The 14,426-nt window shown below is 30.7% G+C and carries 10 protein-coding genes and 3 tRNA genes; 9 read left to right on the top strand and 4 right to left on the bottom strand.

All coding sequences use genetic code 11. The annotated features are described in order from the left end of the window. Window positions 1–47 precede the first annotated feature (47 nt). Window positions 48–2,591, bottom strand: a complete 2,544-nt coding sequence (locus KO494_RS11395; RefSeq protein ID WP_215967737.1) for an ATP-dependent Clp protease ATP-binding subunit — start codon at window positions 2,589–2,591, stop codon at window positions 48–50. A 262-nt stretch (window positions 2,592–2,853) separates the two neighbouring features. On the opposite strand from KO494_RS11395, the gene gyrA reads away from it, so the two are divergent. Beyond that, window positions 2,854–5,403 carry a DNA gyrase subunit A gene (gyrA, locus tag KO494_RS11400; protein WP_215967738.1) on the top strand — a complete coding sequence of 850 codons (2,550 nt, stop codon included), beginning with the start codon at window positions 2,854–2,856 and terminating at the stop codon, window positions 5,401–5,403. Window positions 5,404–5,433: 30 nt separating this feature from the next. Then, the gene (locus KO494_RS11405; protein WP_215967739.1) at window positions 5,434–6,678 is read left to right on the top strand and encodes a lipopolysaccharide assembly protein LapB; all 1,245 of its coding nucleotides are present in this window, start codon (window positions 5,434–5,436) and stop codon (window positions 6,676–6,678) included. 59 nt (window positions 6,679–6,737) lie between these two features. On the opposite strand, the gene KO494_RS11410 is transcribed toward KO494_RS11405, so the two are convergent. Both KO494_RS11410 and KO494_RS11415 read right to left on the bottom strand, forming a co-directional pair. Further along, window positions 6,738–7,487 carry a C40 family peptidase gene (locus tag KO494_RS11410; RefSeq protein WP_215967740.1) on the bottom strand — a complete coding sequence of 250 codons (750 nt, stop codon included), beginning with the start codon at window positions 7,485–7,487 and terminating at the stop codon, window positions 6,738–6,740. A gap of 60 nt (window positions 7,488–7,547) precedes the next feature. Beyond that, window positions 7,548–8,726, bottom strand: a complete 1,179-nt coding sequence (locus KO494_RS11415; RefSeq protein WP_215967741.1) for an acetyl-CoA C-acyltransferase — start codon at window positions 8,724–8,726, stop codon at window positions 7,548–7,550. Window positions 8,727–8,849: 123 nt separating this feature from the next. Between KO494_RS11415 and KO494_RS11420 the strand changes: the two genes are divergently transcribed. The 5 genes from KO494_RS11420 to KO494_RS11440 all read left to right on the top strand — a co-directional run bounded on the left by KO494_RS11420 (window position 8,850) and on the right by KO494_RS11440 (window position 12,706). Then, the gene (locus KO494_RS11420; RefSeq protein WP_215967742.1) at window positions 8,850–10,898 is read left to right on the top strand and encodes an HD family phosphohydrolase; all 2,049 of its coding nucleotides are present in this window, start codon (window positions 8,850–8,852) and stop codon (window positions 10,896–10,898) included. 102 nt (window positions 10,899–11,000) lie between these two features. Continuing rightward, window positions 11,001–11,089, top strand: a tRNA-Ser gene (locus KO494_RS11425). Window positions 11,090–11,121: 32 nt separating this feature from the next. Further along, a tRNA-Pro gene (locus tag KO494_RS11430) sits at window positions 11,122–11,196 on the top strand. Window positions 11,197–11,225: 29 nt separating this feature from the next. Then, window positions 11,226–11,299 (top strand) — tRNA-Arg (locus tag KO494_RS11435). A gap of 186 nt (window positions 11,300–11,485) precedes the next feature. Further along, complete coding sequence (locus KO494_RS11440) at window positions 11,486–12,706, top strand: site-specific integrase (protein WP_215967743.1); 1,221 nt, start codon at window positions 11,486–11,488, stop codon at window positions 12,704–12,706. Here the strand turns inward: KO494_RS11440 and KO494_RS11445 are convergent. After that, the gene (locus KO494_RS11445) at window positions 12,703–13,278 is read right to left on the bottom strand and encodes a hypothetical protein (RefSeq protein WP_215967744.1); all 576 of its coding nucleotides are present in this window, start codon (window positions 13,276–13,278) and stop codon (window positions 12,703–12,705) included. The two genes, KO494_RS11440 and KO494_RS11445, sit on opposite strands and share 4 nt — an antisense overlap. A 352-nt stretch (window positions 13,279–13,630) precedes the next feature. On the opposite strand from KO494_RS11445, the gene KO494_RS11450 reads away from it, so the two are divergent. Beyond that, window positions 13,631–13,807: a hypothetical protein gene (locus tag KO494_RS11450; protein ID WP_215967745.1), complete on the top strand. Its 177-nt coding sequence runs from the start codon at window positions 13,631–13,633 to the stop codon at window positions 13,805–13,807. Beyond that, the gene (locus KO494_RS11455) at window positions 13,804–14,295 is read left to right on the top strand and encodes a hypothetical protein (RefSeq protein WP_215967746.1); all 492 of its coding nucleotides are present in this window, start codon (window positions 13,804–13,806) and stop codon (window positions 14,293–14,295) included. The genes KO494_RS11450 and KO494_RS11455 overlap by 4 nt, the downstream gene beginning before the upstream one ends. The last annotated feature ends 131 nt before the right edge of the window (window positions 14,296–14,426 follow it).

Consider the following 14,426-nt stretch of genomic DNA (forward strand, 5'->3'; position numbering starts at 1 on the left):
GGTTAACTACAAATAATTAACCTCTTTATAGTTGTTAAAAAAACAGATTAAGATTCTGTTGGCTTTTCCGCTTTTTCTATTTTTACAATTAACTCATTAGTGTCTTTGTCTAAATCCATCGTTATTTTATCTCCTTCTTCAAGTTTAGAAGTAATAATTTCTTCAGCTAAAGTGTCTTCAACATACTTTTGTATAGCACGTTTTAATGGTCTTGCTCCATATTGTTTATCAAAACCTTTATCTGCTATATATTCTTTTGCAGCTTTGCTTAATTTTAAAATATAGCCAAGTCCTTTAATTCTTAATAGTAGTTTTTCTAATTCAATATCTATAATTTTATTAATGTCTTCTTTTTCAAGCGCATTAAATACAACTACATCATCAATTCTATTTAAAAATTCTGGAGCAAAAGCTTTTTTAAGCGCATTTTGAATTACACTTTTAGCATTAGCGTCTTCTTGTGCTTTTTGTGATGCAGTACCAAAACCAACACCAGACCCAAAATCTTTGAGTCTACGAGCACCAATATTAGATGTCATTATAATAATGGCATTTCTAAAATCTATTTTTCTGCCAAGACTATCTGTTAGGTAACCATCATCAAGTACTTGAAGCATCATATTAAATACATCAGGATGTGCTTTTTCAATTTCGTCTAATAAAACCACAGCGTAAGGTTTACGTCTTACTTTTTCTGTAAGTTGTCCTCCTTCTTCATAACCAACGTATCCTGGAGGAGCACCAACAAGTCTAGAAATAGCAAATTTTTCCATGTATTCACTCATATCAATTCTAATTAAAGAATCTTCGCTATCAAATAATTCTTTAGCTAAAACTTTAGCTAATTGGGTTTTACCAACACCTGTTTGTCCTAAAAATATAAAAGAACCAATTGGTTTATTAGGGTCTTTAAGTCCTGCGCGATTACGTTGTATTGCTTTAACAACTTTTGCAACAGCTTCGTCTTGACCAATTACTTTACCTTTTATAAGCTCTGGTAATTGGGCTAATTTATTGCTTTCTGTTTGTGCAATTCTATTTACAGGCACTCCAGTCATCATTGAAACTACATCTGCAACGTTTTCTTCGTTTACAATTTCACGATGTAATTTGGTGTCTTCTTCCCATTTTTCTTGAGCAATGGCTAGGTCTTTTTCAATGCGTTTTTCGTCATCACGTAACTTTGCAGCTTCTTCGTATTTTTGTTTTTTAACAACAGAAGATTTGGTTTCCTTTACAGCTTCTAGTTGTTTTTCTAATTCTAGAATTTGTTTAGGTACTTCTATGTTAGTAATGTGTACACGAGAACCAGCTTCATCTAAAGCATCAATAGCTTTGTCTGGTAAAAAACGTTCTGTCATGTATCTACTGGTAAGCTTCACACATGCTTCAATAGCTTCAGGAGTATATTCTACATTGTGGTGTTCTTCGTATTTACTTTTAATATTATTAAGAATTTCAATAGTTTCTTCTACAGTAGTAGGCTCTACAATTACTTTTTGAAAACGACGTTCTAAAGCACCATCTTTTTCTATGTATTGTCTATACTCATCTAAAGTAGTAGCACCTATACATTGTATTTCTCCTCTTGCTAAAGCTGGTTTAAACATATTAGAAGCATCTAAACTTCCTGTTGCACCACCAGCACCAACAATGGTATGAATTTCGTCTATAAAAAGAATAATATCATCATTCTTTTCTAATTCATTCATAACGGCTTTCATGCGTTCTTCAAACTGTCCTCTGTATTTAGTACCTGCAACTAAGCTTGCTAAATCAAGAGTTACTACGCGTTTATTAAAAAGAATACGCGATACTTTTTTGCTTACAATTCTATTGGCTAAACCTTCTGCAATTGCAGATTTACCTACTCCAGGTTCACCAATTAGCAATGGGTTGTTTTTCTTTCTACGACTTAGGATTTGTGAGACACGCTCAATTTCTTTTTCGCGACCAACCACAGGATCTAGTTTTCCTTCTTCTGCCATAGCTGTTAAATCTCTACCAAAATTATCTAGCACAGGCGTTTTAGATTTTTTGTTAGATTTACTAGTAGGCGTATTAAATATGTCTTTAGACGCATCTTCAGAAGAAGAAGTATCTTCATCAGGAAATTCTGATTTTGGTTCTATATAGTTATCATCGTTTGTAATCATAAGTTTAAATTGTTCTTTAACATTATCATAATCCACTTTAAGCTTGTTTAAAAGTTTGGTAGTAGGATCATTTTCATTTCTTAAAATACACAATAATAAATGTGCTGTATTGATAGACGTACTTTGAAATAATTTTGCTTCTAAAAAAGTTGTTTTTAAAGCACGTTCTGCTTGTCTTGTAAGATGTAAGTTTCGTTTTTCATTAGAAACTACTGCTACACTAGGATTTGCTGGGCTTAAAATTTCGACTTTACGTCTTAAATGGTTTAAGTCAATTTCTAATGCATTTAAAATATTAATAGCTTTACCATTACCATCTCTTAATAAACCAAGCATTAGGTGCTCAGTACCAATAAAATCATGGCCTAAGCGCAGTGCTTCTTCTTTACTAAATGCAATTACATCTTTTACTCTTGGTGAAAAATTATCATCCATAAATTGTTCCTTTCTTCATTAAAAATACTAAAATCCTATTACTAAAATCAAAAACTATACCTTAAATTATAGGATATATGCTAATAGACGAAAAAAAGTTTATAAAATCAAAATAATTAACAGCTTACTTATTAACTAATAAAGTAATCTAAATTGTTAATAAAAAGTCTTAAAAAATACGATTGAAAGTCTTACTATGACTAATGAAAGTTTTATATTAGCGTGTTTTGAAAACAAGAAAATAATTTAATATTTTATATATATGGCAGAAGGAGAAAAACTCATTCCTATTAACATTGAAGATGAAATGAAATCGGCTTACATAGATTATTCTATGTCAGTCATTGTGTCACGTGCTTTACCAGACGTAAGAGATGGTTTAAAGCCTGTGCATAGACGTGTACTTTACGGTATGCATGAATTAGGTGTTAGAGCAAGTAGTGCACATAAAAAATCTGCAAGAATAGTTGGTGAAGTTTTAGGTAAGTATCATCCGCATGGAGATACTTCGGTTTATGATGCAATGGTACGTATGGCTCAAGAATGGAGTTTGCGTTACATGTTAGTAGATGGTCAAGGAAACTTTGGTTCTGTAGATGGAGATAGTCCTGCAGCAATGCGTTATACAGAGGCGAGAATGCGTAAAATATCTGAAGACATGTTGGCAGATATTGACAAAGAAACGGTAGACCATAAATTAAACTTTGATGATACTCTAGAAGAACCAACCGTTTTACCAACGCGTATTCCTGGGTTATTGGTAAACGGAGCATCTGGTATTGCAGTAGGTATGGCAACTAACATGCCTCCACACAACTTAACAGAAGTTGTAGATGGTACTATTGCTTACATAGAAAATAATGATATAGAAATTGATGAACTGATACAGCACATTAAAGCTCCAGATTTTCCTACAGGAGGAACTATTTATGGCTATGATGGCGTAAAAGAAGCTTTTCATACTGGTAGAGGGCGTATTGTTATGCGTGGTAATGCCAATATTGAAGAAGTTCATGGTAGAGAATGTGTTGTTGTAACAGAAATTCCGTATCAAGTCAATAAAGCAGATATGATTAAGAAAACTGCAGACTTGGTAAATGATAAAAAACTAGAAGGTATCTCTACTATTAGAGATGAATCAGACAGAAACGGAATGCGTATTGTTTACGTTTTAAAACGAGATGCAATACCAAACATTGTACTTAATAAATTATACAAGTATACTGCTTTACAATCATCGTTTAGTGTAAACAATATTGCTTTAGTAGATGGTAGACCGCAATTATTGAATCTTAAAGAATTGATTCATTATTTTGTAGAGCACAGGCATGATGTAGTAGTAAGAAGAACTACTTATGAGTTGCGTAAAGCAGAAGAAAGAGCACATATATTAGAAGGTTTAATTATCGCTTCTGATAATATAGATGAAGTAATTGCAATTATTCGTGCATCTTCTAACGCAGATGAAGCTAGAACTAATTTAATAGAGCGTTTTAAACTTTCAGAAATACAAGCAAAAGCAATTGTAGAAATGCGTCTGCGCCAATTAACAGGCTTAGAGCAAGACAAACTGCGTAGTGAGTATGAAGAGATCATGAAAACTATTGAAGACCTTAAAGACATTCTTGATAAGAAAGAACGTAGAATGGATATCATTAAAGAGGAACTTCAAGTAGTAAAAGATAAATATGGAGATGCACGTCGTTCGGTTATTGAATATGCAGGAGGAGACTTAAGCATTGAAGATATGATACCTAATGAAAAAGTAGTAATTACTATTTCGCATGCAGGTTATATTAAACGTACATCACTTACAGAATACAAAACACAAAATAGAGGAGGAGTTGGGCAAAAAGCATCAACTACAAGAAATGAAGATTTCTTAGAACACCTATTTGTTGGTACAAACCACCAATACATGTTATTCTTTACACAAAAAGGAAAATGTTTCTGGATGCGTGTTTATGAAATTCCTGAAGGAAGTAAAACCTCTAAAGGTAGAGCAATACAAAATCTTATAAATATTGAGCAAGATGATAAGGTAATGGCCTTTATTTGTACCCAAGATTTAAAAGACGAAGAGTACATTAATAGTAATTATGTAATCATGGCTACCAAAAAAGGTCAGGTTAAAAAAACCTCTTTAGAGCAATATTCTAGACCAAGAACTAATGGTATTAATGCGATTACTATTAAGGAGGATGACGAATTACTAGAAGCTAAACTTACTACAGGTGAAAGCCAGGTAATGTTAGCGCTTAAATCTGGTAAAGCAATTCGTTTTGAAGAAGCCAAAACTAGACCAATGGGAAGAAACGCATCTGGTGTACGTGGTATAAGATTACAAGACGAAAAAACAGACGAAGTAATAGGTATGATTGCTGTAAACGATATGGAAAGCAATATTCTTGTGGTTTCTGAAAACGGTTATGGTAAACGTTCTAGCTTAGAAGACTACAGAATTACCAATAGAGGAGGAAAAGGTGTAAAAACTATTTCTATTACAGAAAAAACAGGTAACTTAGTAGCAATCAAGAATGTAACAGATTCTGATGACTTAATGATTATTAATAAATCAGGTATTGCTATTAGAATGGCTGTTAAAGATTTAAGAGTAATGGGTAGAGCAACACAAGGAGTTAAACTTATTAATCTAAAAGGAAATGACTCTATTGCAGCAGTTGCAAAAGTAATGCAAGATGAAGAAGAAGTAGAATTAGATGAAGAAGGAAATGTAATAGTTCCAGAAGTTATTACTCCTACTGATGATAATGAAGATGGCATAACTCTTGATACTAGTGAAGAAGAATAAATAAAACGAACAATAAAACAAATTTAAAAAATGAAAAAACAAGTAATTGTAGCTTTAGCACTAGCGTTTAGTGTATTTACTTTTGCACAAAAAAAAGAGCTTAAGACTGTAGAAAAAGCTGTTAAAAATAATGACTTTTCTGTAGCTAAATCTCTTTTAGAACAATTAGACCCAATGCTTTCTGGCATGGAAGATAAATATAAAGACAAATATTATTTTCTTAAAGGTCAAGCATTTTATGCTAATGGTGCAGGAAGTGATGAAGATATAGATTTAGCAATTGAGAATTTTGATAATGTAAAAGATTCTTATAAAGTTGAAATAGGAGAAATTAAACAAAATTTAATTAATACACTTTTAACAGATTCTAACGAGCAATACCAATCTGCTCAATATTTAGATGCGGTTAAAGGATTTGAAAAATTATATAAATTAATTCCTTCAGATACTACGTATTTATATTATGCAGCTTCTAGTGCTATTACAGGAAAAGATTATGATTCTGCTATAAAAAACTACGAAAAATTATTAGAATTAGGCTATACAGGAATTGAAAAACAATATGTAGCTACTAATGTAGAAACAGGAGAAGTAGAAGCGTTTTCTAAATCACAAAGAGATTTATTTGTTAAAGCTGGTTCACATATAAAACCTTCAGAAAGAGTTTCAGAATCTAAAACGGCAGAAATAGTTAAAAATCTTGCATTTATTTACTTAAATAACGGAGAGTCTGAAAAAGCATTAGCAGCAGTTCAGGAAGCTAGAAAAATGGACCCAACAGACTCTAATTTAATTTTGTCTGAAGCGAACTTACAGTATAAAAACGGTAATAAAGAAACGTACAAAAAACTAATTGAGGAAGCCATTCAGTTAGATCCAGAAAATACAGATTTAATATTTAACTTAGGTGTTGTAGCTTCAGAAAATGGAGAAATTGAAAAAGCTAAAGAATACTATGATAAAGTAATTTCTTTAGAGCCAAAAAATGTTAATGCACTTACTAACATGGCAGCATTAATTTTAGGACAAGAAAACGCATTAATTGATGAAATGAATGGTCTTGGTACTTCTAATGCAGATAACATTCGTTATGATGAGTTAAAAGAAAAACGTACCGGATTATATGAAAGTGCAATTCCTTATTTAGAGGCTGTTATTGAAGTAGAACCTAACAATTCTCAAGTAGCTAAAACACTATTAAATATTTATGGTGCTATTGGTGAAACGGAAAAGTTAAATGCAATAAAAGCATTGCTTGATTCTATAGAAAACTAAGAATTATAACAATTACATATAAAAAAAGCCACTTTATTTAAAGTGGCTTTTTTTGTTAATTATATAATCTTTTTAATTACTCGTAGTCTATGTGTATGCATGCGTTTATCTGCATTGTAAATACCTGAATGATCTATTCTATCTATACGTACTTTGCCATGCGCATGAATAATATAATTATCTTTCATGATAATACCTACATGTATTATTTCTCCTTCATTATTATCAAAAAATGCTAAGTCACCAGGTTCACTTTCTTCTATAAAGCTTAAAGCTTCACCTTGTGTTGCCTGTTGTGAAGCATCACGCAATAATTTATAACCATTAAGTTTATAAACCATTTGTGTAAATCCAGAACAATCAATACCTAAAGGTGTTTTTCCTCCCCAAAGATATGGAGCATTTAAAAATGAAAATGCGGTATTTATTAAATGCTCTTTAGGGCAAATTGTATTTATTTTAGAGCCATCAAAAGTGTGTTCTAAAAGATGTAAACCGTTTAACGAAGCACCTAAAGTAACAGGATATAATTGCTTGTCTTTATCTTGAACAAATTCAATTAAATCATTAGACAGAATAGGAAATTCTTGATGCAAGCCATAGTATTGCTCTTCGGTAATTTCTACATACTGTTTGTTATCAATCCAACCTTCATATTTGTCAAATGCTAATCGAATTCTGCTCCAAGATTTACGTTGTTCTAAAACCTTAAAATAATCACCATACAAAACTTGCGAAACAAGTTCGGTTTTATCTGAAGGTTCAAGTCTTAAAGGAACAATGCTTAAGTTACAAATTCCGTATTGCATTAATAAATAGAGATGTTAGGTATCTTGATTAGTGTTTTATTTATTGGGTAAATATAGTTATTACAAACGTTCAATAACAACAGCAGAAGCACCACCACCACCATTACAAATAGATGCAGCACCAATTTTGGCATTGTTTTGTTTTAAAACATTTAATAGGGTTATAATAATACGTACTCCAGAGCATCCTAAGGGATGTCCTAAAGAAACAGCACCACCATTTACGTTTACGTTACTATCTTCAAGACCTAATATTTTCATGTTTGCTAAACCAACCACAGAAAAAGCTTCGTTAAACTCAAAATAATCTACATCATCTATTGTTAACCCAGCTTTATCTAAAGCTTTTGGTAACGCTTTAGAAGGAGAAGTTGTAAACCATTTTGGTTCTTGAGCAGCATCAGCATAACTTTTTATAGTTGCTAAAGGTTTTAAACCTAAAGCTTCCGCTTTTTCTTTACTCATTAAAACCATGGCACCAGCACCATCATTAATAGTAGAAGCATTAGCAGCTGTTACTGTTCCTTCTTTAGTAAAAGCAGGACGTAAGGTAGGAATTCTATCCATTTTTACATTGGTAAACTCTTCGTCTTTATTAACAATAACAGGTTCACCACGTCTTTGCGGTACTTCAACAGGAACAACTTCTTCATCAAATTTTCCAGCTTCCCAAGCAGCAGCAGAACGGTTGTAAGACTGTACAGCAAAAGCATCTTGATCTTCTCTAGAAAAATTATATTCTGTGGCACAGGCATCGGCACAAACACCCATTGCATTTTGGTCATAAGCATCTACTAATCCATCACGTTGCATACCATCTTCCATTTTTGCAGGACCAAATTTGGTTGCAGTTCTTGCATGAAAATAATGTGGTATTAAACTCATGTTTTCCATACCTCCAGCAACCACAACTTCGGCATCGCCTAAGGCAATAGCTTGTGCAGCTTGCATAACGGTTTTCATACCAGAAGCACAAACTTTATTAATAGTAGTACAAGGCACATTATCTGGAATACCAGCATAAATAGCAGCTTGCCTTGCTGGAGCCTGTCCTGTTCCTGCTTGAACAACATTACCCATTAAAACTTCATCTACCATTTCTGGTTTTAAATTTATTTTATCTAAAGCTCCTTTAATTGCTATTGCTCCTAATTTTGGCGCAGGTACTGTAGATAACGCTCCTAAAAAACTACCAATTGGTGTTCTTGCAGCAGATACTATTACTACTTGTTTACTCATAATTATGTGCTTTTAATTTTATTATTGCGAAATTAATCATTTTTTGGCATAAATGAATACGATTCGCATTTTATAAGTATTTAAAAAGGATATTTTATTACATTTGAAAATAGTATTATCTCTATGAAAGACCTTATTAATAATTTATATAAAAATCACGCATTAATTTATAAAGTGCTGCTTTTTATTAGTGCAACCATACTTATTGTTTATTTGTTTCCGAAACAAGGAAAATTTAAATATAATTTTGAACAAGGTAAACCTTGGCAATCAGAAAATTTATATGCTCCTTTTAATTTTGCCATAAAAAAAACTCCGGAAGAAATTAATAAAGAAAAAAGGCTTACCGAAGAAAAAGCTAGCTTGTATTTTAATTTAGATGAAAACATTGAAAGCAATGTTAAAACTAATTACAAAGTTGGTTTTTATAAAACATTTCCAGATTCGCTTTCTAATACTACACTAAATAGCTTGTTTAAAACAGGTGAGCTTATTATTAATAGATTGTATGATAATGGTGTTTTAGATGAAAACTACACTTTTGCTAAAGATAAAAAAAGTGTTATTCTTAATAAGCAAATTACCATTAAGCAAGCCCCTTTTTCTAGTTTAATACAACAAAAAAATCTATCTTCTTTAGTAGATAATGTATTAAAAGATAATAATCAAAATAACTACCACACACAATTTTTAGCATTGTTTTTTGATATAGTAGAGCCTAATTTAACGTATAATAAATCTTTAACAGAAAGCGCTTTACAAGAAGATTTAAACAATATTGCATACACCAGAGGGAGTATAGAAAAAGAGACCTTAATTATATCTAAAGGAGAAGTAGTAGAAGGGGAGAAATATCAAATTTTAGAGTCTTTAAAAAACGAATATAAATCACAAGTATGGACTGCTTCAAATTATAACTGGGTAGTTTTTGCCTATACTTTATTAGTAGCACTTGCTTTGTTAATGTTGCTTCTGTTTTTAAGAAAATACAGACTAGATGTTTTTAATAATAATACCAAAGTGACCTTTATATTTTTTAATGTTATTTTAATAATACTAATTACTACTTTGGTTATTAGTTATAACTCTAAATACCTATATGTAATACCCATTTGTATTTTACCTCTTGTATTAAAAGCTTTTTTTGACTCTAGATTAGGGTTGTATACACATGTAATAACGGTTGTATTATTAGGCTTAATAGTGCCCAATAGTTATGAATATATGTTTTTGCAAATTATAGCAGGAATTGTTACTATTTTAACGGTTTCAGAACTGTATAAACGTGCTAATTTATTTATTTCTGTAGGACAAATCACTTTAATTTATATCATTGCTTATTTTGCTTTTTTTGTAATACACGAAGGAAGTGTAGACGCGATACATTGGGAAACCTTTGGTTTATTTGTGTTATGTGGTTTAGCTACTTTATTTGTACAGCCATTAATTTATGTATATGAAAAGTTATTTGGGTTGGTTTCAGACGTATCTCTTTTAGAGTTATCAGATACAAATACCAAGCTTTTAAAAGAACTATCAAACAAAGCACCAGGAACATTTCATCATTCGTTAAACGTTGCTAATTTAGCTGAAGCAGCAGCAAATGAAATAGGAGCAAATGCTATGTTGATTCGCGTAGGAGCATTGTATCACGATATTGGAAAAATGAAGAACCCAACGTTTTTTACCGAAAATCAATCTACAGGCATCAATCCGCATGACGAATTATCTTCTTATGAAAGTGCTACAATTATAACAGACCATGTATTAGATGGAATAGAAATAGCAAGAAAAAACAACCTGCCAGATCGTGTCATTGATTTTATAAGAACACATCATGGTACAAGTCTTGTATATTATTTTTATAAGAAAGAAAAAGCTTTAAACGAAGATGTACGCAAAGAAGACTTTATGTATCCTGGTCCAAAACCTTTTAGTAAAGAAACAGCCATTTTAATGATGTGTGATAGTGTAGAAGCAGCTTCTAAAAGTTTAAAAGAGCCTACTTCAACAAAAATTGATAAATTTGTAGAAAATATTATCAATAAGCAGATGGAAGCAGAGCAGTTTTTAAATGCGAATATTACTTTTAAAGAAATTCAATCTATTAAAAAAGTGCTAAAGCACAAGCTTGCAAATATTTACCATCTTAGAATAGAATATCCAGAATAATTTTTTAAAAAAAGTGAAAAAAATGCTTGTAAGGTTCAAGATGATAACTTACATTTGCATCCGCGTTTAGGAATAAATGCTGTAGTTCATAAAAAAATTACTGGAGAGGTGCCTGAGTGGCCGAAAGGAGCGGTTTGCTAAATCGTCGTAGGTGGAAACACTTACCCAGGGTTCGAATCCCTGTCTCTCCGCAATTTTCAAATTGATTTTTGATAACCATTTTCGGGGTGTAGCGTAGCCCGGTTATCGCGCCACGTTTGGGACGTGGAGGCCGCAGGTTCGAATCCTGCCACCCCGACATTGTTTTCGTAGAAACATAAAATCTACGGGCTCTTAGCTCAGCTGGATAGAGCACCTCCCTTCTAAGGAGGCGGTCTCAGGTTCGAATCCTGAAGGGCTCACTTAAAGCTTCACAGAAATGTGAAGCTTTTTTGTTTTTATATGGTTTTGTAAGGGTTTATAGTACTTCACCATATTTTTCAATATTACTATTCCAATCTTATTATTAATCAAATAGCATCATTTAGGTGTACTTTCTGGTGTACCATATTTTCTTCTGGTGTACCATTTTAAAAAAAACAAAATCTATGAATAATTATAAATTAGCTGTACTCTTTTATTTACAGAGAAACAGGATAAATAAAATGGGTAAATGCCCAGTAAGATGTAGAATTACATATTTAAAAAACAGAAAAGAATTCTCTACTGGTATTTTCATAAATCCTAGCTATTGGGATAGTGGAAAGCAATTAGCTAAACCACCTAATTCAGAAAATACAATTTTAAATAACAAATTAAGCCTTATTCATCAACAGATAGATAAGGCTTTTTTAATGCTTCAAATTTTGCCTGAAGACTTTGATGTAGATGATGTTTACAGAAAATATAAAGGCGAAGATGTAAAAACTGAAATTACCATATTAGGAGCTTATGATTTGCATAATGAAAAGACCAAAAAACTTATTGGAGTAGATTTTAATGAGTTGTCTTGGAGTAGATATGTGGAAAGTAGGAGAAAAGTGGCTAGTTTTATGTCTAAATTTTATAAGAAGAAAGATGTTAGGTTAAATGACTTGGATTTAAAATTCATAAAGGATTTAGAATATTACTATAAAACGGAATTAAATTTAAGACGGGCTACGGTGTATAGGAGTATACAGCGAGTAAAGAAAATTATTCAATTTGCTATAGCTGAAAACTATTTAGAGAGAGACCCTTTTGCATTATTTAAGAATAAGAAATATAAAACTCAAATAGTTTATCTTACTGTTGAAGAATTAAATTTATTAGAAAACCATTCATTTAAACAAAAAAGATTACAACAAGTAAAAGATATGTTTGTGTTTTGTTGCTACACAGGGTTAGCTTATCAAGAAATGTCTAGTTTAAAAAAGCAAAATATTATTATAAATTTTGATAGCAATAAGTGGATACAAATTAAACGTCAGAAAACACAAAAAGTAATTTCATTACCACTATTAAGTAAGGCTGAATTAATACTAAATAAGTATAGTCGCTTGGATAGAGAAACTTTACTTCCTGTGATTTCTAATCAGAAATTTAACTCCTATTTAAAGGAGATTTCAGAACTTTTAGGGATAGATAAAAAGTTAACACATCATATTGCTAGAAAAACTTTTGCAACAACTGTATTGCTTTATAATGATGTTCCTATGGAGATTGTGTCTGAGTTATTAGGGCATTCAAATATGAATATCACACAGGCTCATTATGGTAAAATAGTACAGAAGAATATTAGTAAGCAAATGATTGATCTAAATAGTAAGCTTAAAAAAAATAGAAATTAAATAGCATCAAAAATTAAATTCCATTTTAAATTTATAGGTTGTGGTTTAGACCAAAATTTACTTTTTACTTTTTGTCTATTTATGTAATTATCTAGCATACTTTCATAGCTAACAGATATTTGTTTTTGGAAAATATGAGAGTCCTTATCGTTAGTTTTTGGAAGGTATTTATCAGGAACCTCCTTATTAGTTAGCATTGTTAATTTTTTTAATAAATAAGGTAGGTTTTTGTTAGATATATTAGTAAACTCTTCTACAAGTAATTCTTGAATATCTAAAAATAAATCTTTGTCAGATATATTATTATCAAAAATAGAATAGTTTTTTGAACTATAACTATAGATCCCATTCTTAACAATAATAGGTGCGTTAAAGTCTAAAATAGAACTTCTTAAAATCCTAATATCATTTCTTATTGTTCTTTCAGAAACACCAGATTTTCTACCTGTAGCTTCATATAATGCAGCAGAGCATTGTTCAATTAAATAATCAATAGTAGCAACACTACTTCGTTTACTAAAGCACTTATCTAATGTTTTATATCTAATAAGGGCATTTAAGTTTACAGGCATATTAAAAATGCAGATAGACTGCAACTATATTTTTTTTATTTGTTGATATGAAAATTTCAATTGTAAAATTACTAAAAAAAGCTAATACAAATAATGACACAAATAATAAAAAATAATATAAACATAAAACGCAAGAAACTATTGTTTACGGAATTATCGATTTCTAGTATTAAAAAAACTTTTTACTCATTTTCCTTTTTTGGAGGTATAGTAAATACTCTAAAACAAAAACTCTATTGTATTTACTTGGAGTAATTTATTCTTTGGCAATTTTAAAGACCAATTGAGGAAAACCATAAAATAATAATTAACAAATTATATATATTAATAAAATTAAAATCAATTAAACTTTATGAAAACATTAAAAATAATTTTTGGAATACTATTAATTGTTGGTGGTATTGGCTCACTAGTAAGCTTTTTTCAAGCTATGGGTAAATACGAAGCACCAGAACTTATAGGTCACTTGATTGCAATAGCAATTGTTTTTGGGTTGGCGTATTTCTTACTAAAACGCAATAAAAAATGAAATATATTCTTCTACTCTTCGTGTCATTATCTGCTTACACTAGTAATGCGCAATGTGATATAAAAACAACCAATCGTCCAGATGGGGTAACAATAAAGTACTTTAACCCAAAACCAATAATTAGAAATTCTAACTATGAGGTAGGGGTTGCTATTTATAAAAATGTTAATACGAATGATTATATATTAAGTGTTAACGTGTTATTTATGAATATGTCACCAAAAAAATTAAAAAATGATTTAATCATTCAAACTACAAGTTCAGAAGGTTTGAGATTGGAAAATATTATTTCCAAACAAATTACTATGAATGGAAGAATTCTGGCTAATGCAATGTATATATTGACAGATACAGATTTTAAGGAATTGAAAAATTACTCTTTAAAAAGTATATTCTTTTATTTAGATGAAAATCTTGAGGGTTCAATAGTTACAGAAAATAAAAATATAATAGGTAATGAACTAAAATGTTTAAAAAATGAAATTTAATAAATTAATAGTGTTATTTTTTTTTTGTTTCTTGCTATATAAGTAATGCGCAAAATTATATTTACATAGAGGATGAATCATATACAGCCACAAAGTCATGGACTTTTGAAGCTAAAGATGGGATTGGTACT

Origin of the sequence: Lacinutrix sp. C3R15 (assembly GCF_018860825.1) — a bacterium.
In the GTDB taxonomy this organism is placed as follows: Bacteria; Bacteroidota; Bacteroidia; order Flavobacteriales; family Flavobacteriaceae; genus Oceanihabitans.